This is a genomic window from Chryseobacterium foetidum (assembly GCF_025457425.1).
Classification (GTDB): domain Bacteria; phylum Bacteroidota; class Bacteroidia; order Flavobacteriales; family Weeksellaceae; genus Chryseobacterium; species Chryseobacterium foetidum.
The window spans coordinates 1,937,238-1,961,499 of record NZ_JAMXIA010000001.1 but is presented as its reverse complement, the minus strand read 5'-3'; the positions used below and the strand labels follow the sequence as shown (position 1 = coordinate 1,961,499).

Annotated in this window: 25 protein-coding genes; 21 read left to right on the top strand and 4 right to left on the bottom strand. The window is 36.9% G+C overall.

What is annotated here, in order from left to right; genetic code table 11:
* Window positions 1–190: 190 nt before the first annotated feature.
* The 16 genes from NG809_RS09205 to NG809_RS09130 all read left to right on the top strand — a co-directional run bounded on the left by NG809_RS09205 (window position 191) and on the right by NG809_RS09130 (window position 17,348).
* Window positions 191–1,414, top strand: coding sequence for a 3'-5' exonuclease (locus NG809_RS09205; RefSeq protein ID WP_262149983.1), 1,224 nt, complete (start codon window positions 191–193; stop codon window positions 1,412–1,414).
* A 253-nt stretch (window positions 1,415–1,667) separates the two neighbouring features.
* Entirely contained in the window at window positions 1,668–2,867 is a 1,200-nt protein-coding gene (gene lysA, locus NG809_RS09200; RefSeq protein WP_262149981.1) for a diaminopimelate decarboxylase, read from the top strand.
* A 65-nt stretch (window positions 2,868–2,932) separates the two neighbouring features.
* A complete protein-coding gene (locus NG809_RS09195; protein ID WP_262149979.1) occupies window positions 2,933–3,643 on the top strand; it encodes an energy transducer TonB in 711 nt (236 codons plus the stop codon).
* Window positions 3,644–3,969: 326 nt separating this feature from the next.
* A complete protein-coding gene (locus NG809_RS09190) occupies window positions 3,970–5,703 on the top strand; it encodes a thiamine pyrophosphate-dependent enzyme (RefSeq protein WP_262149977.1) in 1,734 nt (577 codons plus the stop codon).
* An 11-nt stretch (window positions 5,704–5,714) separates the two neighbouring features.
* On the top strand, window positions 5,715–6,932 hold the full coding sequence (locus NG809_RS09185) for an MFS transporter (protein WP_262149975.1): 1,218 nt from the start codon (window positions 5,715–5,717) through the stop codon (window positions 6,930–6,932).
* 66 nt (window positions 6,933–6,998) lie between these two features.
* Window positions 6,999–7,487 (top strand): hypothetical protein, encoded by a 489-nt coding sequence (locus tag NG809_RS09180; protein ID WP_262149973.1) that lies wholly within the window; start codon window positions 6,999–7,001, stop codon window positions 7,485–7,487.
* Between the two features lie 175 nt (window positions 7,488–7,662).
* Complete coding sequence (locus tag NG809_RS09175) at window positions 7,663–8,415, top strand: energy transducer TonB (protein WP_262149972.1); 753 nt, start codon at window positions 7,663–7,665, stop codon at window positions 8,413–8,415.
* Window positions 8,416–8,573: 158 nt separating this feature from the next.
* Window positions 8,574–10,007 carry a tRNA (N6-isopentenyl adenosine(37)-C2)-methylthiotransferase MiaB gene (gene miaB / locus NG809_RS09170; protein ID WP_262149970.1) on the top strand — a complete coding sequence of 478 codons (1,434 nt, stop codon included), beginning with the start codon at window positions 8,574–8,576 and terminating at the stop codon, window positions 10,005–10,007.
* A gap of 53 nt (window positions 10,008–10,060) precedes the next feature.
* A complete protein-coding gene (locus NG809_RS09165; RefSeq protein ID WP_262149968.1) occupies window positions 10,061–10,471 on the top strand; it encodes a hypothetical protein in 411 nt (136 codons plus the stop codon).
* 9 nt (window positions 10,472–10,480) lie between these two features.
* Entirely contained in the window at window positions 10,481–10,969 is a 489-nt protein-coding gene (locus tag NG809_RS09160; protein ID WP_262149966.1) for a DUF1016 N-terminal domain-containing protein, read from the top strand.
* A 43-nt stretch (window positions 10,970–11,012) separates the two neighbouring features.
* On the top strand, window positions 11,013–11,513 hold the full coding sequence (locus NG809_RS09155; RefSeq protein WP_262149965.1) for a hypothetical protein: 501 nt from the start codon (window positions 11,013–11,015) through the stop codon (window positions 11,511–11,513).
* Entirely contained in the window at window positions 11,485–12,285 is an 801-nt protein-coding gene (locus NG809_RS09150) for a tetratricopeptide repeat protein (RefSeq protein WP_262149963.1), read from the top strand. Before NG809_RS09155 ends, NG809_RS09150 begins: the two co-directional genes overlap by 29 nt.
* Before the next feature lie 26 nt (window positions 12,286–12,311).
* Window positions 12,312–13,604, top strand: a complete 1,293-nt coding sequence (locus NG809_RS09145) for a sigma-54 interaction domain-containing protein (RefSeq protein WP_262149960.1) — start codon at window positions 12,312–12,314, stop codon at window positions 13,602–13,604.
* Window positions 13,605–13,628: 24 nt separating this feature from the next.
* Window positions 13,629–14,330: a hypothetical protein gene (locus NG809_RS09140; RefSeq protein WP_262149958.1), complete on the top strand. Its 702-nt coding sequence runs from the start codon at window positions 13,629–13,631 to the stop codon at window positions 14,328–14,330.
* A gap of 11 nt (window positions 14,331–14,341) precedes the next feature.
* Window positions 14,342–14,863, top strand: a complete 522-nt coding sequence (locus tag NG809_RS09135; protein WP_262149957.1) for an LptE family protein — start codon at window positions 14,342–14,344, stop codon at window positions 14,861–14,863.
* Window position 14,864: 1 nt separating this feature from the next.
* Entirely contained in the window at window positions 14,865–17,348 is a 2,484-nt protein-coding gene (locus NG809_RS09130; RefSeq protein WP_262149955.1) for a hypothetical protein, read from the top strand.
* A 37-nt stretch (window positions 17,349–17,385) separates the two neighbouring features.
* Here the strand turns inward: NG809_RS09130 and NG809_RS09125 are convergent, their stop codons facing one another.
* From NG809_RS09125 to NG809_RS09110, 4 genes are all read right to left on the bottom strand, one after another.
* Window positions 17,386–17,997, bottom strand: a complete 612-nt coding sequence (locus NG809_RS09125; RefSeq protein ID WP_262149954.1) for a DUF4126 domain-containing protein — start codon at window positions 17,995–17,997, stop codon at window positions 17,386–17,388.
* A gap of 74 nt (window positions 17,998–18,071) precedes the next feature.
* A complete protein-coding gene (gene rnpA, locus NG809_RS09120) occupies window positions 18,072–18,446 on the bottom strand; it encodes a ribonuclease P protein component (RefSeq protein WP_262149953.1) in 375 nt (124 codons plus the stop codon).
* Window positions 18,433–19,179, bottom strand: coding sequence for a tRNA threonylcarbamoyladenosine dehydratase (locus tag NG809_RS09115; RefSeq protein ID WP_262149951.1), 747 nt, complete (start codon window positions 19,177–19,179; stop codon window positions 18,433–18,435). Before NG809_RS09115 ends, rnpA begins: the two co-directional genes overlap by 14 nt.
* Window positions 19,172–19,798, bottom strand: coding sequence for a TatD family hydrolase (locus NG809_RS09110; RefSeq protein WP_262149950.1), 627 nt, complete (start codon window positions 19,796–19,798; stop codon window positions 19,172–19,174). Before NG809_RS09110 ends, NG809_RS09115 begins: the two co-directional genes overlap by 8 nt.
* A gap of 93 nt (window positions 19,799–19,891) precedes the next feature.
* Here NG809_RS09110 and NG809_RS09105 point away from each other — a divergent pair, with 93 nt between their 5' ends.
* From NG809_RS09105 to porD, 5 genes are all read left to right on the top strand, one after another.
* Complete coding sequence (locus tag NG809_RS09105) at window positions 19,892–20,521, top strand: TetR/AcrR family transcriptional regulator (RefSeq protein ID WP_262149949.1); 630 nt, start codon at window positions 19,892–19,894, stop codon at window positions 20,519–20,521.
* Between the two features lie 98 nt (window positions 20,522–20,619).
* Complete coding sequence (locus NG809_RS09100; RefSeq protein WP_262149948.1) at window positions 20,620–21,615, top strand: outer membrane protein assembly factor BamD; 996 nt, start codon at window positions 20,620–20,622, stop codon at window positions 21,613–21,615.
* Between the two features lie 42 nt (window positions 21,616–21,657).
* Entirely contained in the window at window positions 21,658–21,981 is a 324-nt protein-coding gene (locus NG809_RS09095) for a DNA-directed RNA polymerase subunit omega (RefSeq protein ID WP_262149947.1), read from the top strand.
* Between the two features lie 116 nt (window positions 21,982–22,097).
* A complete protein-coding gene (gene coaBC / locus NG809_RS09090) occupies window positions 22,098–23,300 on the top strand; it encodes a bifunctional phosphopantothenoylcysteine decarboxylase/phosphopantothenate--cysteine ligase CoaBC (protein ID WP_262149946.1) in 1,203 nt (400 codons plus the stop codon).
* Window positions 23,301–23,337: 37 nt separating this feature from the next.
* Window positions 23,338–24,240: a type IX secretion system protein PorD gene (gene porD, locus NG809_RS09085; protein ID WP_262149945.1), complete on the top strand. Its 903-nt coding sequence runs from the start codon at window positions 23,338–23,340 to the stop codon at window positions 24,238–24,240.
* Window positions 24,241–24,262: the final 22 nt, after the last annotated feature.

The following is a 24,262-nucleotide window of genomic DNA, read 5'->3' as shown; positions in this document are numbered from 1 at the left end:
GAATTTTTAACCATTAAGATCTTTTCAAGAAGATGAAGAATTATTAAGAATTTACAGACAAATGTAAGCGGAATGCTTAAGAAATGTTTACATTTCCTCTAAAGAAAACTTACAAATTTAATTTTCTTAATGTTTTAAATATTATGGTTTCAAAAGCTCGGCTTTTATTTTAATTTAGATAATAATTATAATGTATTCGATTATAGATATAGAAAGCAATGGTGCAGGGTTCAGGAAAGAATGCATTATCGATATCGCCATATATAAATATGACGGTCACAAAATTGTGGACCAGTTTATTTCGCTGGTCAATCCCGAAAGCGACATCACGCCTTTTGTGCAAAAACTAACCAACATCAGCCCTAAAATGGTCAAAACCGCTCCAAAATTCCATGAACTGGCAAAAAGAGTGGTTGAAATTACAGAAGGAACAACTTTGGTCGGTCACAATATTGATTTTGATTACAGAATGCTTCGCCAGTCGTTTCAAAGGTTGGGTTATGATTTCAAAATCAACACTTTAGATACCATTCCTTTGGCTAAAAAACTCATTCCGGATGAAGTAAGTTATTCCTTACAAAAACTGGTAAAGTCTTTGGGAATTCCTTTGGCGAATGCGCACAGAGCTGACGGCGATGCGAGGGCAACTTTAGAACTCTTCAAACTGTTGATTTCAAAGGATACAGAAAATGAAATAATTCAGAAACAGCATGAGGAAACTAATGCCAAGAATTATATCAACAAAATCAAGTTGCTGACTCAGGATTTACCCAATGAGAAAGGATTTGTTTATTTTCAGGATGATAACGGGAAAATTATTTTTTCGGAGCACGCTCAAGATATCAACAAATTTTCGAAAAAGATTTTTAATTCCAAATCTAAAAAATGGGAACCCATCCAAAATGCTGTTGAGCAGATTCACTTTGAACTGACCGGAAATGATATTATCGCAAAGCTGATTCTGAATTCCAAGAATATCAGAAAAAGAGATATTTTCCCGTATGGATTGTATTTCAGAAATAATCAGTATTTAGTTGAAAAAACAAAACTGAATAAAACCGAAAAGCCCATCATTAAATTTAAATCCTATACTCAGGGCGCAAAAGCGATTAAATTTTTAGCCACAAAACCCGAATTTGAATTTGCAGAAATTCTCCAGAATACCATTGAATTTAAAAAAAGAAATGAGCTTTGGCTGGGAGCAGGCAGAAAATTAGGTGAAAAACTTTTCATCATCATCGAAAATGGGAAAGTGACTTCTTATGGATTCTACGAACTTTTTACGCAAATCCAGACTTTAAGTAAATTATCAAAGTTAAAAATAGAGACATGTTTTCAGTCATCAGATTTAATCAATGATCTTCAGATTGCTTTGCTCAGAGGTGATTTTGAAACCTTGCCTTTACCGAAATAGAGGAAAAATCAGAGGTTCAAATATAATTTTATCAGCATTAAAGAAGATTCAACTTTAATTTCTCAAAATAAATAGTATTTTTGCACCAGAATAAAAATAGCAATGCAGAATTTTAAACAAAAACAAACCGGAAAAAAGGGAGCTGTAAAGTTTTCAAAGGTTTGGAATACCTAAGAGTTGCGTTGCATAAAAAATAATATTGCGGCAGACTCTTTTCGAAGAATCTGTCTTTTTTTATGTAAAATTTTAAAATATGACCTCAAAAGAATTATTGAAAATCGCCAATGAATTTGGCACACCGGTGTACGTTTACGATGCAGAATCCATAAAAATACAGTACGAAAAACTGACATCTTCTTTTTTGAAACACACTAAGTTTTTCTACGCAGCCAAAGCGCTGACCAACATCAATATTCTGAAATACGTCAAAAACCTCGGTGCGTCTCTGGATTGCGTTTCCATCAATGAGGTTAAATTAGGTCTGAAAGCGGGCTTCCCAAAAGAAAAAATTCTATTCACTCCCAACTGTGTTGACCTGGCTGAAATAGAGGAAGCGATGACTTTCGGAGTTCACATCAACATCGATAATATCTCTATTCTTGAGCAGTTCGGCAACAAATACGGAAATACATATCCTATTTTAGTAAGAATCAATCCGCATATTTTTGCTGGTGGGAACTATAAAATTTCTACTGGTCACATCGATTCTAAATTCGGTATTTCAATTCATCAGGTTCGTCACATAGAACGTGTGATGAAGTCTACGAATCTAAATGTGGAAGGGCTTCACATGCACACGGGAAGCGAAATTAAAGATCCCGATGTTTTTCTTCAGGCTCTTGATATTATGCATGAGTTATCCGAACATTTCCCGAATCTGAAATATCTCGATATGGGAAGCGGTTTCAAAATCCCTTATCAGGACAGCGAGGAAGAGACGGATGTGAAAACTTTGGGTAAAAAAGTAGAAAAAGTAATTGCGGAATTTTCAAAATCTACTGGAAAGAAATTCGAGCTTTGGTTTGAACCCGGAAAGTTTTTAGTTGGAAAAAGTGGATATCTTTTAGTAAAAGCCAATGTCATTAAACAAACAACTGCGACAGTTTTTGTAGGTGTAAATTCTGGATTTAATCATTTAATTCGTCCGATGTTCTACGATTCTTATCATCAGATTGAAAATTTATCAAACCCTAAAGGTGCGGAGAGAATTTATACGGTTGTAGGTAATATTTGTGAAACGGATACTTTCGCCTGGGACAGAAAACTGAATGAAGTAAGAGAAGGCGATATTTTGGCTTTCCACAATGCAGGAGCCTATGGTTTTGAGATGAGTTCAAACTTTAATTCAAGATTAAAGCCAGCTGAAGTTCTTTTCTTAGACGGGAAAGCGCATTTGATCAGAAAGAGAGATGAGTTTGAAGATTTGCTGAGAAATCAGATTGAAATATTATAATTCTGTTAAATAGTAAAACACCAAAATTTAAAATTTGATTTTTTTTAAATTTGGAAAAAATACAGATGAAAAAAATAGTGTTGTTTTTTGTTTTGACCGGTGGCTTTTTTAATGCACAGATTTTAGAAAAATATCCAAAAGATCAGGAAGATTATGAGGGTGGAAACATACAGTTTTACAAGGATTTTCATAGAGTTTTAACAGAAAAAAATCTGAAACCCTGTGAGGATAAAAATGAAATGTATTCTTTTAAATTGGTTGTTTATCCGGATAGTACGATAAAATATGTAAAGGAAGAAAATGAAGAGGCTCTGGAAAAAAACAAATGTACTCACGATCTTTCGAGAGAGGTTGCAAAACATTTGAAAGGTTGGAAGCCGGCTGAAGTTGACGGGCAGAAAGTGGCCTCTCAAACCAGTTTTTGGATTATTCCCGATGAGCTTTTTAAAGAATTACCGGAAGGTTATGACCCTGCAAAGGACTATAAAATAACTGAATATGAAGGCGGAATCAATAACTTCAGAAAAAAAGTGGCGAAAAGCGTTGACCTGTCGAAGTTTAATTTTAAAAGTACAGTTAGGATTCATGTGAAATTCATTATTAATACAGATGGTGAAATGAGTGATATAAAACTTGAGGAATCATCAGGATTGAAAGAATTTGATGACATGATTATAGAGAGTGTTGCTAAAGTTAAAAATAAATGGACTCCGGCCAACATTCACGGAAGACCTGTCAGAAGTCAATTCAGATTGCCGCTTACAATCAGTCTATAATAATTTTATAAATAAAATTTTTTGATTTAAGTTGTATTGAGTAGATTGACCTTAATAAAATTTAAAGTTTTTACAGCCGACAGAATTTACGATAATGCGATTAAATTTTTTGACTAAAAAATATTTAAAATAAACCAAAACGACTCCGCAAGCAATTGCGGAGTTTTTTTTGCTATGATGTAAACAGAAAATAAAAGTTTCTTTATTGCTTCATTAAGAAACTTTAAATTGCTAAATTTGATTTTTATTTTTTCCGGATTTTCGGACAGAAAAAATTTGATTCAAATTCTATTTTCAAAGTAGAAACTAATCTAAACATCATAATTATGGCTAAAAATATTGCAGAGCAGATTGTAGAAATGCTCGAAAGTGCCAATGTCAAAAGAATATACGCCGTTACGGGCGACAGTTTAAATCATTTAAATATTGCTGTTAAAAAAAGCAGCATCGAGTGGATTCATGTAAGGCACGAAGAAGTCGGTGCCTATGCAGCTGCTGCGGAAGCAGAACTTGACGGTTTTGCAGTATGTGCAGGTAGTTGTGGCCCAGGTCACGTTCACTTAATTAATGGAGTGTACGAAGCACACCGTTCTCACGTTCCGATGCTGGTGATCGCGTCCACCATTCCAAGTAATGAAATGGGAATGGATTATTTCCAGGAAACCAACACGATTAAATTATTTGATGACTGCAGTTATTACAACCAGATGATCACAAGACCTGAACAGGTTCAACGAACTTTGCAGACAGCGATTCAGCATGCGATTTCCAAAAAAGGCGTTGCAGTGATCGGGCTTCCGGGCGATGTTTCTGAATTGGATGCGGAAGAAGCGACTACCTCCAATCAGATTTTTAGAACCAATCCAGTGGTTCGTCCATCAGATGAAGAACTGAATCATTTGGCGGGTTTGATTAATGACAGTGAAAAAGTTACCATTTACTGTGGTATCGGAGCTGAAAAATCGAATGTTGAGGTTGTGGAACTTGCTAAATTTTTGAAAGCTCCCGTTGGATACTCTTTCCGTGGAAAGATGTCCATTCAGCCAAACAATCCAAATGAAGTAGGGCTGACCGGACTTCTAGGTTTGCCTTCGGCTTATCATGCCATGCACGAAGCTGATTTAGTTTTGTTGCTGGGAACTGATTTTCCTTACGAGAAATTTATGCCCGTAAAAAATAAAATCGTTCAGATCGACGAAAGTCCGGAACGATTGGGCAGAAGAGCAAAACTGGAGTTAGGTCTCACGGGTGATATAAAAGAAACCATCAAAGCTTTACTTCCATTATTAAAAGAAAAAACAGATGTCAATTTCCTTAATCAGCAACTGGAATTTTATGAAAAAGTAAAAGAAAATCAGTTGATGTACGTGAAGGAATTTGGGACAGAAGATAATATTCAACCAGAATATGTTGCCCATACTTTGGATCAGTTGGCGAAAAATGATGCGATTTTTACAGTAGATACGGGCATGTGTTGTGTCTGGGGCGCAAGATTTATTACAGGAACCGGCGAGCGAAAAATGCTGGGTTCGTTTAACCACGGCTCAATGGCCAATGCAATGCCGATGGCAATTGGTGCTTCGTTAGCTTATCCCGGAAGACAGGTGATTGCGATGTGTGGCGACGGCGGATTGTCTATGCTTTTGGGAGATATGGCAACCATTTTTCAATATAAACTTCCGGTAAAACTGATTGTTTTCAATAACAGAAGTCTTGGGATGGTAAAACTGGAAATGGAAGTTGGAGGAATGCCCGACAACGAAACCGATATGATCAATCCTGATTTTGCAATGATCGCACAGGCAATGGGTTATCCCGGAAAAAATGTTCACAAACCGGAAGAAGTAGTGGGAGCAATTACAGAATGTTTAAACCACGACGGACCCTATCTTCTCAATATATTCACAAATCCAAATGCTTTGGCACTGCCGCCTAAAATTGAATTGGAGCAGGTAATTGGTATGACAAAATCTATGGCGCAACTTATGTTGGGCGGAAAAATGGAAGAAGCTTTAGATACCGTAAAAAGTAATTATAAACACATCAAGGAATTATTGTAATGAGTAGTTCTTTGAAGAAATTTTATGTCATCGCCTGGGTTTTTGGGCTCGTTTTTTATTTTTTAGACTATGCCATCAGATCTGCTCCCGCAGTGATGTTGCCACAATTAACCAGTCATTTTAATACCAATAATCTCGATTTGGTCTGGATGATTGGAACTTATTATTACACTTATTCCACCTGCAGTCTGCTTGCCGGGATTGCTTTGGACAAGTTTGGAGGTAAAAAATCTCTATTTGTAGGAACTTTAATCTTAGGAATTGGTGCATTGTTATTTTTAATTTCAAGCCAGTTTGCTGGAATTTCCGGCAGGCTTTTGCAGGGAGCGGGTTGTGCATTTGCATTTCCAGGTTGTGTTTATCTGGCGAGTAAAGGTTTTTCATCTAAATCTTTGGCAACAGCCATCGGTTTTACGCAATGTCTTGGAATGCTGGGAGGCGCTTCGGGACAGTTTTTGGTTGGTCCGTGGGTAGAATCGGGAATGGATATTAATACATTCTGGCTTTGGTCGGGAATCTTTACAATCATTACTGCTTTTGCACTTTATTTTGTCACACCGAAAGAAGATGCGGAAACGGAAGATGACAATCATTCTAAAAAGTTAGGCTATCTTGAAACGTACAAAATTGTTTTTACAAATCCTCAGTCGTGGCTCTGCGGTTTGATTTCAGGACTGCTGTTTGCACCGACCACAATCTTTGCAATGACCTGGGCAGTTGCATTCTTCGAAACAGATAAGCAGTTTGCTTTTCATGATGCTGCCGTTACCAGCGGAATGGTTGCCTTTGGATGGGTTTTCGGTTGTCCGTTATTGGGATTTATTACCGATAAAATTGGAAGAAGAAAACCTGTTTTGGCAGGTGGAGCAATTGTGATGATTTTAAGTCTCCTGCAACTCGCATTTTTTCCGGAATTATTTTCAGCAAAACTCACGATGTTTATTTTGGGAGTCGGTTCAGGAGCAGCAATGATTCCGTATTCTGTTATTAAAGAAGCCAACCCTGATTTTGTGAAAGGAAGTTCCACTGGAGCCATTAATTTTATCACTTTTGGCGTGACAACATTATTAAGTCCGGTTTTCAGTCATTTTTTTGGTAAAACGCTTGGTTTTTCTGATGCTGACAGTCATTTTCAAAGCTCATTATTTTTCTGGATCGGAGGAATTGTGCTGGCGATTTTAATTTCATTATTATTAAAAGAGACGGGTAGAAAATCAGTTGAAATTTAGAAAAATCAAAATTTTTTAGATAAATTTGGTGGGAAATTTGATTGAGCTTAGACAAATTCAACCCTTATGAAATCAACCCTTTTACTATTAGGTTTAGCATTTTCAAATTTACTGTTTGCACAGCAATATGATTTAGAAGATCAGGAAAGTAATGTGATTATTTCAGAAACCAATAAAAATATTCTGAAAATCGCTATCAGTGAACCTCTGCAGATTGCTGTGAAGGATTGTAAAGATTTTAAATCAGCCAATGTGCAGGGAGGAGTTGCCGCTTACACGGAGACCCTTCGAAGATATATGTTCAATTATCTGAACTCTGAATTTTATGTTTTAAACGGAGATTTCACTTTTACACTTACAGTAAATGAGATGGGCAAAATCACAAAAATTGAAGGAAGCCCAAAAGTTGACAACAGTGAAGTCTTTTTCGATGATATGAAGTATATCATGAGAAGAATAAAGAATACATGGACGCCAGCCACCTGCAACGGAAAAGCTGTGAGCAGCGAAATTAAGATTAAGATGAATTTTAATTCAGTAGCAACAGATATTTAAATTTGCTGAAAATCTCATGCTCTTTTTCAATATGGATAAGCTGTCGCACAGATGATTTAATACAAAGCTTATACTTTACACCATATTAAATTCACATATTCTTAATTTTTATTCTCCGCCTAATTGAATTAGATATTTTATTTTCGCAAAAGCTCTGATTAATTCGGAGTTTTTCATGATGAAGAATATTTTATTTCCAGTTTTTGTATTTGCATCGCTTACTTTAAAAGCGCAGGATGATTTTAATGAATACAATCAGTATCCTGCAGGGCAATATCCTTATAAGGGTGGCGAAGCTGCTTTCTATAAAGATTTTCATGACATTGTTACAAAAAACGGATTTCAGCCCTGTGAAAATAAAGAAGAAGTCTACAACCTGAAAGTCATTATTCCGGAAACTGGTCCTATAAAATACTTAAAGGATGAAACCAATAAAGATGCAGCAGAAAAATACAAGTGTACTTATGATTTAGGTCTTAAGGTCGTTTCCCTGATGGACAAGTGGAAACCTGTAGTTATAGACGGAGAAAAAAAACAGTCCGTAGCGCAGTTTTACATCATCACGGATCATCTCTTTGAAAACTATAAGAATGGCTATATTCCTTCCGGCGTGGCGGCCAATTACAATAATCAATCAGGAGGCGGAATAAATGCGTTCCGGAAACTGGTTGCTGACCGAATCGACACCCGTGGTTATAACTGGTCAAGGGCTTTTACAATGATAGTAACTTTTGTGGTAAATACAGAAGGCGGAATTGAAGATCTTAAGGTCTTACAATCCTCAGGATTACCTGAATTTGACCAAAGAGTTATGCGTGGAATAAAAAGCGTCACAGGAAAAAAACACAAATGGACTCCAGGAAAAATTGACGGAGTTCCCGTTAAAACCAGATTTAGATTGCCATTACGCTTTGGTGCACCCGAATAAATTTTTCAGGCAAAATCTCAAATTTCACTCCTGCCATTCTGTCACAATATTTTGTATCTTTGCAAACTGAATTCATTTGAAATTTGATGTTTGAAATTCGAAATTGCACTGCAGTTTAAATCTCAAATCTCAAATCTCAAATCTCAAATTTAAAAACCGTGCAGGAAAAATATATAGACGAAACAAAACAGGGCGAAGCTTTCGCCATCGCTGAGAAAGACGGAAATTCCAAAAAGTTGTTTTTGGAAAGTTACGGCTGTCAGATGAATTTCTCTGATTCTGAAATCGTTGCGTCAATTCTTAACGAACAGGGCTACAACACTACTTTGAAGGTAGAAGAGGCAGATTTAATTTTATTAAACACCTGTTCTATCCGTGAAAAAGCTGAGCAGACCGTGAGAATGCGTCTTTCCCAGTTTAAAAACCTTAAAAAAGAACGCCCAAATATGACTGTTGGGGTATTGGGTTGTATGGCTGAAAGGCTTAAAACTAAATTTTTAGAGGAGGAACAGCTTGTGGATCTTGTAGTAGGTCCGGATGCGTACAGAGATCTTCCTAATCTTCTGAAAGAAACCGAAGACGGGCGGGATGCCATCAACGTTATTCTCTCAAAGGAAGAAACGTATGCAGACATCAACCCGGTTCGTTTGGGCGGAAATGGCGTTACAGCCTACGTTACCATCACCAGAGGCTGCGACAACATGTGTACTTTCTGCGTTGTACCTTTTACAAGAGGCCGTGAAAGAAGCCGTGATCCGCATTCAATTCTTGAGGAATGTAAAGGTCTTTGGGAAAGCGGATATAAAGAAATTACCCTTTTGGGACAAAACGTCGATTCTTACCTGTGGTACGGTGGCGGCCCGAAAAAAGACTTTGCCAAAGCATCTGAAATGCAGAAACTGAACGCTGTGAATTTTGCACAGTTGCTTGATTCAGTAGCGAAAGCCGTACCCGAAATGCGAATCAGATTTTCCACATCAAACCCTCAGGATATGAGTCTTGATGTATTCAGAATGATGGCAAAGCATGATAACATCTGCAAATATGTGCACTTACCGGTTCAAAGCGGAAGCAACAGAATGCTCGAAGCGATGAACAGACAGCATACCCGCGAAGAATATTTGGATTTAATCAGAAAAGCAAAAGAAATTGTGCCTGATATTTCTTTTTCGCAGGATATGATTATTGGTTTCTGCAACGAAACCGAAGAAGATCATCAGGACACATTAAGCCTGATGAGAGAGGTTGAATACGACTACGGCTACATGTTTGCCTACTCAGAAAGACCCGGAACGCCTGCTCACAAAAAGATGGAAGACAATATTCCGGCAGATGTGAAACAGAGACGTCTGGCAGAAGTAATCGCTTTACAAGGCGAACTTTCCCGAAAAAGAATGCAGGGTTACGTCGGAAGAGTTCACGAAATTTTGATCGAAGGAATTTCCAAGAAAAATAAAAATCAGTGGAAAGGCAGAAATTCCCAGAACGCTGTTTGTGTTTTCGATATGATGGAAGGTCAGAAATTGGGAGACATTGTGTCTGTTTTTGTTCATGGGAATACGCAGGGAACGCTTTTAGGGGAAACGGTATAATCCCCTAAATCCCCCAAGGGGACTTTTAAAATAGCTGTACAACAATGTATCTGATGAAAAAACACATTTCCTTTTTAATATTATTTTTTTCAAGCTTTTATTTTTCTCAAAATAAAACAGAAAATTATGTTGGAGTTGGCTTCCAAAAAGGCACTAACGAATCTTGGAAAATTGAATTAAGCAAAAATTCAGACCATACTTTTTCTGTCAATTATCCCGATTTAGAATGCTCCGGAGTTTGGAAAATTGCTAAAAATCTGAAAGATATTTATCCCGTAGAAGAAGGTGTAAATTCTTTGATAGCCGAAGAAATACTCGAAACCGGTCTTGATAAATGCATGAACAACGGCTGGGTTTTGTTGGTTGATGAAAAATTATCAAAAACCACGAAAAGATTTTACGTTTTTGAAACCGAACATCATAGCAAACCTTATGCTTTTGGTTTTTTAGAGGAAATATTTTAGAATTAAAATATGAAAAACATAGCCAACAATCATCTTTTGACACAAATTTCTGCATTATTGGATAATGCAAGAAAGAAAGTGGCTGTGGCTGTAAATCAGACAATGGTGCTCACCTATTTTGAGATTGGGAGGATGATTGTGGAAGACGAACAAAATGGTGAAAGTCGTGCAGAGTACGGAAAAGCGTTGTTAAAAGATTTGTCTATTCACCTAACTGAAAAATTTGGAAAGGGATTTTCTCAACGAAATTTAGAGCAGATGAGACAATTTTATTTGTCTTATTCAATTCCGCAGACACTGTCTGCGAAATCTGAAAATGAAAATGATCAAAAAAGACAGACACTGTCTGACCTTTTCGAAATAAGAAAATCTTTACCTGAAAAATTCAATCTTTCATGGTCTCATTATCTCAAATTAATGAGAATCAGTAATATTAATGAAAGAAAATTCTACGAAATCGAGAGCTTTAAAAACAACTGGAGCTTAAGATTTTATTAAAATTTTAGCAGAAAGCGAAATCTCAAACAAAACACATACAAAAATGAAAAATCTAATATTTATATTGTTGTTAATTCCTTTGTCGATAAGTTGTCAGACAGAGAAAAATGCAACTTCAAAATACCCAGCTCACGTAGGAAATATAGAGTTTGATGCAAAGCTGGATGGCAAGTTTAAGAAATGTTCTCAAGAAACAAGCTATCAATATTATAATGATAATGGATTTCAGATTGACGGCGAAAAAATTAAGATTATCAATGAACTTCAAAAATTAAATTTTACTGAAGATAAAAAATCAAATGGATACATTACCATTCGTTTTGTAGTTAATTGTGAAGGAAAATCGGGAATATTCAGGATGCAACAGATGGATTCGGAGTATAAGGCCTATGATTTTAATGAAGAATTATCAAATCAACTTCTTAATTTTACAAAAAACCTGAAAGGCTGGATGCCTATAAAAATAAATGGCGAAAAAGCTGATCATTACCAATATTTAACCTATAAAATTGAGCATGGAAAAGTTTCAGAAATACTACCTTAGCCTTTTAATACTGGTTATTTATTCAAACCTACATGGGCAGGTAAACTGTAACGCTGTAGAGGGCGAGGAATGTAAACGGGCTTGTCAGATTTACAATGAAGCTTCTGATTTTCAGGGTTACAGAGAGTCACAGGAAGCATTTGATTTTGCAATTAAACTTTGCCCAAATTTTTCACACCTTTACAGGGAAAAATCTGTTCCTTATTTAAAAAGAGGAGATTTTATCACGTGGAAAACATTAATCGATAAAGCTGTTGAGCTTGATCCTAAAATGAATTTAGGATACAGAGGATGGTGCAAATATCAATTTTTAAGAGATTACAAAGGCGCAATTCAGGATATTGAAGCTTTAGAAAATATTTATCCAACAGGCTATTTAGGATATTCTTCAAATGGAGATTACGAATTGCATATTGCTAAAGCGATTTGCTATTCAGCTTTAGGTCAAAAAGAAAAGGCGATTTCCATTATCGAAAATCAGCTTGCGAAAAAAGATCATAACGTAGGTTTATTCGATCATTACCAATTAGGGGTCACTTATTTTGAACTCGGAAAATATGATAAAGCTTTAGAGAATTTCGAAAAACAAAGTAAACACAACAATTTTGCTGAAAATATTTATTTTAAAAGTAAAGTTGCCAAAATAAGAAACAAAGATTATTTAGATTTAAAAATGAAGGCTTTAAAAAGCTATGACGAGGGTAAAACCATGAAAGATGATTATACCCATCACTTCAATAAAGTTTATAGAGCTCAAATTGAAGAACTGTAAATAAATTAAATTTAAAAATCTAAAAAATGAACGAACTTCAAAATATAAAAAACCGCTTCGGCATCATCGGAAATTTTCCGGCTTTAAACCGAGCATTAGAAAAATCTATACAGGTGGCACCTACCGATATTTCCGTTTTGGTAGTCGGCGAAAGTGGTGTGGGGAAAGAATTTATCCCAAAAATCATCCATTCAGAATCCAAAAGAAAACACCAGCCTTACATCGTTGTCAACTGTGGTGCAATTCCTGAAGGAACCATCGATTCCGAGCTTTTCGGGCATGAAAAAGGAGCGTTTACGGGAGCAACGGCAACCAGAAAAGGGTATTTTGAAGTTGCAGATGGCGGAACCATTTTTCTTGATGAGGTGGGCGAATTGCCCTTGCAAACACAAGTTCGTTTGTTAAGAGTTCTGGAAAGCGGAGAGTTTATGAAAGTGGGATCTTCCCAAATTCAGAAAACCAATGTGAGAATCGTTGCCGCGACCAATGTGAATATGATGAAAGCCATTCAGGACGGGCGTTTCCGTGAAGATTTATTTTACCGTCTGAACACCGTGCAGATTGATATGCCTGCGTTGAGGGAAAGAAAAGGCGACATCCATCTGCTTTTCAGGAAATTTGCTATCGATTTTGCCGAAAAATACAGAATGCCTGAGCTGGAACTGGATCCAGGCGCAGTTCATTACATCGAAAACTATACTTTCCCTGGAAACGTGCGTCAGTTGAGAAATCTCGTTGAGCAAATGACAGTTGTGGAGCGCGACCGCAAGGTTTCTGTAGCAAAACTTACAGAATATATTCCTATGGATGCCCATTTGCCGATGGTGGTGAATCAGCCGGCCGGCCAGAAGCAGACCGATTTTGGGAACGAAAGAGAAATCATGTACAAAATTCTCTTCGATATGCGGAGCGACATAAATGATTTAAAATCCTTAACTTCGGAACTCATAAAGAATCGCGGGACCGGAGATCTCAGCAATCAGGAGAAAAACCTGATCAACAGAATTTACACTCCCGAATCTACGCCACAGGCGGCAAGCCCGAATTCTTTGCTGTATTTTGAAAATAATAATAATAACAGTCAGAATGTACAGAATCCTACGATCATCTCTAATTCAGATGATTCTTACGAAGATTTTGAAGACATTGAAATTGAAGAAAATAAACCCGAATCTCTCTCTCTGCAAAACAATGAGAAAGATTTAATTGTAAAAGCTCTGGAAAAACACAACGGCAGAAGAAACCGCGCGGCAGATGAACTGGGCATTTCGCAGAGGACTTTGTACAGAAAAATAAAACAATATAACTTAGAAGAATAAACTGTAAACATTAAATCAAAAAATATGAACGTAAATTTTACCGCAAAGCCAATCAATTTTAAATTAGGTGATTATCTGAACAAAGGTTTTGAACTACTAAAGAAAGATTTTGGAGGTATCCTGGGAGGCTTCCTGGTAACGATGCTGATGTCTTTTATTCCATTCTGCGGTTATCTGGCAATGGGAAATTTCTATAAATTCCTGAGAAACAAATCAAAAGGCATACCTGCAAGTGCTGGTGACATCTTCAATTTTGACGACTTCATGCCTTACTTTATAATACAGTTGATTTTAACGGCGGGTATCATAGCACTTTATATTCCGATAATTGTTATGATTCCGACGGTATCATACATGGATCCTGATATGGGAAGAACAGGATTACCTGTATTCTTCTATCTGTATATGATGGTGTTCTACGTGGCATTATTTTTTATTATCGTTAAAGCGTTTTATCTGCCTGCTCTTATTTCACTCAAAGGAATTAAAGATATCAAAACTGCATGGAAAATGTCTTTGGTAATGACCAAAAACAATTTTTTCAATATTCTTTTGTTTGTAATTATCGCAGGAATCATCGGTTCGCTGGGAATTATTGCATGTGGTATCGGACTTATCTTAACGATGCCTTTCGCCTACGTTGCCAACTATTTCGCTTACGAAGATGCCCTTCAGCAGATCGGTCACGACGAAATTGCCGAAATCGGGACCAAAGGAACTTTTTAAATTTAAATTAAATGAATTCTCTTAAAAATCTATTTTTACTATTCATAGCTGTGGGCTTGTTGAATTCCTGCTACAGTTTCACAGGATCATCTCTTAAGGATGAAAAAACGGTACAGATCAATGAGTTTCCGAATAATGCTCCGTTGGTAAATCCTACACTTTCGCAACAGTTTTCCACAGATATTCAAAACAGATTTTTACAGAGAACTACCTTAAAAGGAACAAAATCAAACCCCGATATTTTAATTGAAGGTGAGATTACAGATTACTCGATTACGCCTACCAACATCAGCTCAAATACACAGCAGACATCGGCCGGTACCATACAGCAGTCGCAGAATAAACTGACGATTACGGTAAAAGTACATTACGAAAACAAACTGCATCCTGATTTGAGTTTTGACAGAACGTATATGGATGAAGCGGCCTTCAACAGCGACCTTTCTCAGGCAGATATTGAAGCTTCGCAGGTGAGATTGGTGACAGAGAGAATCATCAACAAGATTTTTAATGACATTGTAGCAAACTGGTAAGATGAAAACTAGAGTTTTAGAGCTTTTAAAAGAGCCCAAAAATATTCAGAAAGAAGATCTTCAGATTCTGAAAGATCAGATACAGGAATTTCCGTATCTTCAAAATGTGCGTGCCCTGCATCTGTATGGCGTGCATCTTTATGAATCTGAGAATTATCAAAAGGAACTTTCTAAAACTGCGGCCTACACCACAGACAAAAAAAATCTGTACCATCTCATCAACGGAAAGCTGGAAACGAAAGAAGCAGAAGTTGTTTTACCAAAGGTTTCACCAGTTATTGAAAATAAAAAGCCTTATCCGGCTTATGTTCCAAAGAATGGAGGTTTTCCGTTGAGACGCCCTGACGAAAAGCTGGAAATCTCTGCTGAAGAATCTCCATACACAGCGGTACAGCCTCTGCCGGAAGTTTCAAACCAGCCGGTGGAAGTTGAAGGGCAGAGAAACAGAATTCTTTTTGAAGGCGAAGAAAACTTCCTCAATGAAGAGAATACCGTTAAAATTGATCTTGAATCCAGCAAAGAATCAGGAAATTTAGTTACAGAAAAACTGAATACCGGATCTGAAAATAATACGGAATCTGTTGGGATTGGAAGCGAAATTAAATCAGAAGTCAGCAAACCTGAAAACAGAATTGAAGATGTAAATTCTGAAATAAAAGAATCTGAGTCTGAACAAATATCCGGGAAAACGGAAACTGTGGCCGCTGAATCAGAGATACAAAATCAGGAAATTCCTGTTTCGGAAACTGAAAAAGGTGATACTCAAACTGAAAAAATTAATTTTAATCAGTCTGAAATCAAAGTTTCACCTGACGAAAATTCAGAGCATGCTGAAGAAGTAATTGCGCATGACAAAGCAGTTAGTTTTCAGGAAATCACGCCTCTTGAAACTGAAATTAAAGAGGAAACTAAAGAAGAAACTGTTTCTCAGGACGAAGTTGAAACTCCAAAAGATTTCAGCTCAGAAACCGCAATTTCAGGAGATCAAACTGAAGGGTTTGCGGCTGAATCAGAGATGAAAAATCAGGATAAACCGGCTTCCAATACTGAAAAAGATGAGGTTGAAGAGACGGAAATCAATTTTAATCAGTCTGAAATCCGAGTTTCGCCGGAACAAAATTTAGAAGAAGCTGTTGAAGCAATTGCGGAAGATAAAGCTATTAGTTTTCAGGAAATTGCGCCTCTCGAAACTGAAATTAAAGAGAAAGCTACAAAAGAAGAACCTGTTTCTACGGAGGAAGTTCAAAATCAGACAGATTTTAGCTCTGAAACTATTATTTCTGAAGATAAAATTGAATCTGAAGACGAGAAACAAAAGGTGGAAGACGATTCTCAGCTAAGTTTCCACGGAACTGAATCTTTCCTTCCTGAAGTTAAAATTGAGTCAAAAACTCCCGTTCAGCAGGAAATTCCGGTACAGAATTCACCTTCAAAAAATAAATACGAAGAGGAAATGCGCCGTCTGATTGAGCAGGTGGAGCTTAAAATGAAGGAAGCTAAAAAAGATTCTGCGGGCAACGAAAAAACAACCGAACAAGAACAGGAAAATGCAGGTTCTGAAATAAGTTTTGCAGAAACACAGTCTTTTGAGGTTGAAACTCAGTCGCCTGAAGTGGTTGAAAATGAAGAGAAAACGGAAGTAAAGAATGAGGAAAGTTCCGCGGATGATGTAGAAATCTCCAGTCAGACAGAAACAAATTCTCAGTTAACAGAAACAGAAACTGAGGCGGAAACTGCACATTCAACTTCATGGAAGCCCATGTCTTTCGAAACAAATACATTAGATTATTCTATTGGCAAAAAGGTTGAAGTTACCGAACAGAAACCTGCAGAAATGCCAGAACCTGAAATTACAGAACAGGCAGTTGAAGCTGCTGTGATTGAAGAAATGGTTGCTGAAGAAGAGAATGAGTCCGAAACAGAAACTGCAGAAACTTCGAAAAATATTGAGGAAGATTTAGAAGAAGAAGAAGAAAAAAACGCTCCGGCATTTAACGTTTCCTTTTTTGGGAATGATATTTCGTCTTTTATCAAATCAAATCAGAAAATTGAAGAGGAAGCCCAGCCTGAAATTAAAGCTGAAGCCCCTGCTCAGCCCAAAGTTAAGCCTGATCAGCGTCAGATTCCTTCTATTTTAGACAGCAATGTTCCTGTTTTTATCAACACCTGGCAAAGCTGGCTGAAAATTGACCGTTCGGCAGAAGTAGAAAAGGAAAAAGTGGAGATTAAAGAGAAAGCAATTGAAGCTTTCATCGAAAATAATCCTAAAATAAGTCAGTTGAAAGACGAAAGCAGTTTTGTAATCAAAGAACGCAACGACGATATTTCACATCTGATGACAGAGACGCTTGCAAAGCTTTATACGGAACAGAAACTATACTCAAAAGCAATTCAGGCTTACCAGATTTTAATTGGAAAACATCCTGAAAAGAAATCTTATTTTGAAGAAAGAATTCAGGAAGTAAAAGACATCCGAGGCAGATAAAAAATAAAAAACAGATCATTTTCGATCTGTTTTTTTTTTATTCTAATTTGGGATTTGCATTCTTTTTAGCTAAAAACTTTTTCATCAGTTTTTTTCCTCCAATTACAATCAGTACAATTAAAATAATACTTAAAATAAAAGCGATGACGGGTGTAAGCATCGAAACGACCGTCATAAATCCTGCACCCGCAGTTTCTGTACTGCCAACAATAAAATTTCCGGTTCCGCCTGTAGTTGCTGTGGAAGCCGCCCGCAAGCCCGCAAAACCTGAACTGATGGTTGCTGCCGTTCCTCCGCCTGCAATAATGGCCAATGCCCACTGCGGAAAAGTCCCGAGATCTGCAAACTGACTCGCAAACAAGACCGAGCCTGCAATTGTAGAAAGCGGAATTGCGGCAGAATCCAAAAGATTGTCAACAAATGGTAAATAATAGGCGAGAATCTCTGCAACAGTAGCAATTCCGGTCATAATTAAAGTAGGAAGACCTGCAAGCCACTCAAAACTGTCGCTCATGGGAATCCAGCCCAGATAGGAAGAAAGACTTACGGCAAACAGCGGCAGAAAAACTCTGAAACCGGTTGCGGCAGAGAGACCGATGCCAAAAAAGGCACTCACGATATATGGAAAGTAAGGAATATTGTCCAGCATTTTATTTTCAGATTTGTGAAGTTTAAAATTAATGAAATTTTAAATGCTTTCTCCGAAAATCTTTTGCAGAAGAATTATTTTTTGCGCTGAGCCTGACACAGCTTTACAAACTGTACCTCAACTTCTTTGTAACCAGCCGCTTTTTCCGAAGAAGCCCAGAACAGCATGGCATGCGACAAATCGCCGAAAGATTCTTTATACAGCTCTTTGTTTAAACGGAAACATTCACGCAAAAGTCTCTTGAAACGGTTTCTGTCAACCGCTTTTTTGAAATATCTTTTAGAAACTGAAACTCCGAATTTCAGTTCAGAAATGGGAGTGTTTTCTTTATTTTTTAAAATAATAATCCGCAGATTTCCAAAAGTTCTCCATTTCCCTTTTTCGAAAAGTAATTTGATGTCGTTTTTACCTTTCAGCTTTTCAGCAGAAGGATATTTAAAGTTCTGCATCGGGAGAATCTGTCTTTTTAACCAGATAATTAATCACTTCCGAAGCGGCATACAGTCCGAAAATCGCAGGCATGTAGCTTATTGTACCGTAAAAAGATCTTTTGTAATTGCTTCCGTCGGTCATTTTCAAACTTTCTTCATCCTGAATATCGTCAGAAAAAACACAGCGGACACCTTTGTCGATTTTTACTTTTTTCAGCCTCTTTCTGATTTGTCTTGCCAAGTGACAGTGCTGGGTTTTGCTGATGTCGCGTACCAAAACTTTTGCAGGATCTGTTTTTCCACCGGCTCCCATGCAGCTCACGACTTTTATTTTTCTTCGTTTTGCGGCGACGATCAAAGCAAGTTTTGGGGTAATGCTGTCGATGCAGTCTAAAACATAATCGAAATTTTTTCCTTCAAAAACTTCATCCATACGGTCAGGATTAAGAAATTCGTTTATTCTGATAAGATTCAGTTTCGGGTTGATGTCTAAAAGTCTGTCGCCTACAATTTCAACTTTGTGTTTTCCGATGGTAGAATGAAGTGCCGGCAACTGTCTGTTGATATTCGTAATATCCACGGTGTCACCATCTACAATCGTCATGCTTCCCACACCTGCTCTGGCCAAAAATTCCGCAGCAAAAGATCCTACACCGCCAAGTCCTACAACTAAAACGTTGGAATTGTGAAGATTTTCCAAACCTGTTTCTTTGATGAGAAGTTCTGTTCTTTCCAGCCAGTTTTTATCCATTTTTTATCGTTTCTAAATTAACAGAAATTTGATCCTGAAGATTTTCTAATGATATTTTTTTTATTTCTGCAACTTTGCGATACAGTTCTTCAATATTAAAATCTGCATCGTCGGTTTCTAAAAATATCTTATCTAAAGGAGCGCTTTTTAAAGTATTTTGCAAAGATAGATTATACAAAACCGCTTTTCCAAAACTCAGATAAAAATTATTTGAAAGAAGGCTGTCTGCCACGGTCTGTTTTTTATTAAAACCATGCAGAATCATTGGAAAGTCAGATTTTTTTCTAAATGGAATCAGTTCAGAAAATCTTTTAACACAGTGAATAATCAAAGGCTTTTTAAATTCATTGGCAATATTGATTTGTTCTAAAAATACTTCGTTCTGAATTTCAGCAGTCACCGCAACCATCGAATCCAAACCACACTCTCCAATCGCAAAGCAGTTTTCATTTATACTTGCTTTTAACCACTCAATTTGCTGTATGAAATTATTTTCATCGATATCTTTCGGATGAATTCCAACAGAAAACAAAACCTCCGGAACCGTTTGAAACAGTTCAAGATTATAAATACCATTTGAAATATTTATTTTGTGATGGTGAAAATCAAAATAAGGCATATTCAAAAATAATCAAATAATGTTTTAGATTCTTAAACGACTGTTTATTGATTTTGTTAAAAATTTCTTAACTTTAAGGCAAAGTCATTTTCTATGAAGAAAAAGTTTACCGAGAAACAAATCCATATTTTAGATATTGCTGAAGAACTTATTGCTAAAAAAGGGTATGAAGGTACTTCTGTAAGGGATATTTGCTCAAAAGCGAATATCAACGTTGCGATGATTTCGTATTACTTTGGCTCCAAAGAAAAAATGATGTCTTATCTCTACCAGTACAGAGTTTTAAAAACAAGGGAGAATTTTTCTGAATTTGCAGACACCATCAAAGACGGAAAGCCGGAAATGCAAATGAAGGAAATGGTGAAGTTTATTATCGCCCAACTTTTTAAATACAATTACTTTCATGGCTTTGTTACTCAGGAATTAAGACACTCCGATCAGGTAAAAAACGAACTTCTAGATTGCTACCAGTTGTTTGTTCGAAAAATTGATGAAGTCACGAAAAAAGGAGTTGCATCAGGCGTTTTTACTTTTGCCCCAAAACCGGAAGATTTACTTACCGTAATTATCGGAGCAACACTTTTCGTAATTAGAAATAAAAATTTCTACGAGCTCTATGTTCCACACAAAGACTCTGATGCATACGACAGAGAAGCCGAAAAAAAGGTAAGAGTGAATACTTTAATGTCGGTTTTTGCTATTCTGGGATACGCTACAGACTAATTTTACGTTAAATAATCATAAAAAAAAGTCTTTTGTAAAAAAAGTTTTATTTTTGCAAATTAAAAGTTCGGAAAAATACCGAATCTGTTGAATTCCTTATGAAAAAGTATATTTTAGGTATTTTCGCTGTAGCGGTACTTGCTGCCTGTAAAAGCACTCAGCAAAAAGCATTAACCAGTGCGGATAAAACGTTTATCCTGAAAACTGCCAACGAAAATTTTGCTAAAAAGAAATGGAAAAATGCATTGGCATTATACGATAGACTTCCTAATCTTGTTGCAGGAACAGATGATGCTCCGAATGTGGTTTTTAATTCGGCGTATGCCAATTATTACGACAAAAATTATAAACTTGCAGGGCACCAGTTTAAAAACTTCTCCGTAAGCTTTCCGCAGGATCCAAGAAAAGAAGAAGCTGCCTACATGTCTGCACTCTGCTACTACAACGGATCTATGGATTATAACTTAGATCAGTCGAGTACAGAGTTAGCGATCAATGAGCTTCAGGATTTCCTTACGAACTACCCTGATTCTGAAAGAGGAAAAAACATCAACACCATGATTGATGAGCTTACATACAAACTCGAATTCAAAGCATACGAAAATGCGAAACACTATTACAAAATGGGAGATTACAAATCTACCGGTGTAGCATTTGAAAACGTTTTGGAAGATTTCCCAAGTACAAAACTTCGTCCGAAAATCTACGATTATATGCTGAATGCCCGCTATTTACTGGCAATGGGATCCAACTACGAATTGAAAGATGAGCGTATTGAAAGTGCTTTAGCCTTTACAAGACAGGTTGAAAAAGAACTTCCGAATACAGAATACTCTAAGACAGCTTTAGATTTAAGGGGAAAACTTGAAAGAGAGAAGAAGGATTTTGTTGTTGTGAAAAAGCAGAATGAAGAAAGAATTGCTTTGCTGAACGAAAGACAGAAAAAAATCGCTGATCAGGAAGCGAAAAAGGTGAAAACTGAAGAACAGATGAAAGATCAGATGGAAAACGAAAAGCAGGCAAACCAAATGAGAAGAGACAGTGCAGTGTTGCAGACACCTCCTCCGGCAGCCACTTTCAAAATCCAAAGATAAATCGTACATTTGCCATCTTAAAAATAAATTAATTTTCTCAAAATGAGCGTAAAAGATACAAAAGCAGAAGTAAATACCATTACTTACAACAAAGACAAGATTGAAGACAAAGTAGGATCAATCTACGAGGCGATTGTTATCATGGGCAAAAGAGCTGAGCAGATCAATGCAGAAATCCGTACAGAACTTCACAATAAACTGGATGAATTTGCAGTACACAATTCTACCCTTGAAGAAGTTTTCGAAAACAGAGAGCAGATTGAGATCTCAAAGCATTACGAAAAACTTCCGAAACCTACTTCTATTGCGATTGAAGAATGGTTGAACGACGATGTTTACTTCAAAAAAACTGAAGACAGAAAATAACAATATGTGTTTTTTATAAGCAAAGGTCATAAGAGAATTTTCTTTTATGACCTTTGTGTTTTGCAACAGCAATGTTCGCTAAAAAATAAGTATTTTAGTACTTTAAAAATATTCTGATGGCAATCTCAGGGAAAAAAATCCTTCTTGCAGTTTCCGGCGGTATCGCGGCTTACAAAATTCATTTTCTGATTAGGGATCTGATTAAAAAAGGTGCAGACGTGCAGGTGATTATGACCGCTGATGCAGAGCAGTTTGTTACCAAGCTAAGTCTTTCAGTTTTATCTAAAAAACCAGTGTACAGCGATTTTTATGGAGAAAACGGTTCGTGGAACAGCCATGTAGATTTGGGACTTTGGAGTGATTTGATGATCGTAGCGCCCTGCACAGCAAATACTTTGGCCAAAATGGTCAATGGGATTTGTGATAATCTGCTGATTGCAACCTATATGTCGGCAAAATGCCCTGTCGTTATCGCTCCGGCTATGGATTTGGATATGTACAGACATTCTTCCACGCAGAATAATCTTGATCTTGCCGAAGATTTCGGGCACATCATTATTCCGGCAGAAAGTGGTGAATTGGCAAGCGGATTGGTCGGTCAGGGAAGAATGGCCGAACCTGAAACAATTGTCAAAATCATCGATGATTTTTTTAATTTAAATCAAAATAAGGCTTTTGAGGGAAAAACAGTTTTAATTACAGCTGGTCCTACCTATGAAGCAATCGATCCTGTGAGATTTATCGGAAATCATTCTTCAGGAAAAATGGGTTACTCATTAGCGGATGAAGCGGCAAAACGGGGTGCAAAAGTGATTCTGATTTCCGGGCCGAGTTCAGAGAAGGTTTCAGAGCAAAATATTGAGCTTCACAAAGTTACTTCGGCGAAAGAAATGTTTGACAAAGTTTTTGAGTTTTACGATACTGTTGATATTGGAATTGCAAGCGCTGCCGTCGCAGACTACACTCCCAAAGTAGTGGCTTCAGAAAAAATCAAAAAAAATGACGACAGTTTCACCATTGAATTAATTAAAAATCCTGACATCCTGAAGACAATGGGCGAAAAGAAAAAGCAACAGTTTTTGGTTGGTTTTGCTCTTGAAACTCAGAATGAGGAAGAAAATGCCATGGGAAAACTTCACAAGAAAAATCTCGACATGATTGTTTTGAATTCTCTCCGCGATGCCGGGGCAGGATTTAAAAACGATACCAATAAAATTAAAATTTTCACAGAGACAGAGAAGAAAGAATTTGATCTAAAACCTAAAGACTCTGTAGCAAAAGACATTCTCGATTTCGTTGAAAATCAATATTTAAAATAAATTTAATAAATTTCCGTTCTCAATTTTAATATTAGAAATGAAAAAATCAATCATCATACTTTTTCTGCTTTTAATTTCTCAGTTTTCTTCAGCTCAGGAAATTCTGGCGACTGTAAACGTTAATACACAACAGATTCAGGGAAGTAATCAACAGGCATTTAAAGCTTTGGAGAAAAGTTTAAGAGACTTCATCAACAATACAAGCTGGACCGGAAAGAAATTACAGAATTTCGAAAAGATTAAATCAAATTTCTCATTGGTTTTAAATGAAAGAGACGGCAACAGATACCGTGGCAGTATCGTAGTGCAGGCCGTAAGACCGGTTTATAACACGACCTACGAGTCGCCGCTCATCAATGTTCAGGATACCAAATTTGCATTCGAATATGTGGAAAACGAAAACCTAATCTTCAACGAAAGACAGTTTTCCGGCAAAAATCTGATTGATGTGATCAGTTTTTATGTGTACGTAATTTTAGGTTACGATGCAGACAGTTTCCAGTCCAACGCCGGTACGCAATGGTTTTCAAAGGCCCAGCAGATTGCCCAGAATTCGCAAAACCGGGGCTACGAAGGCTGGAATCCGATTAATGAGCCGAGAAGCCGCACGATTTTAATCAGCGAAATTTTAAATCCAAATATGAATCAGCTTCGTGCGACGATGTATACGTATCACAGAGCGGGTTTGGATAATCTTTTCAATCAGGATCAGAGTCAGGGTAAGAAAATTCTTTCTGATGCACTGATGCAGCTGAAAATGTATGAAAACAATTTCCAGCAGAATTATTTCTTCAATCTTTTTATCGATAATAAAAGCGACGAAATTTACAATATTTTCAATTCAAGCAATAACGGTGGCGTTAATGTTGCAGATCTGAAACAGCTGATGACTGTCTTCGCACCAAAATTTGCCGAAACCAAATGGAATAAGTGGAAGTAGACGTTTGATATTGAATACCGCT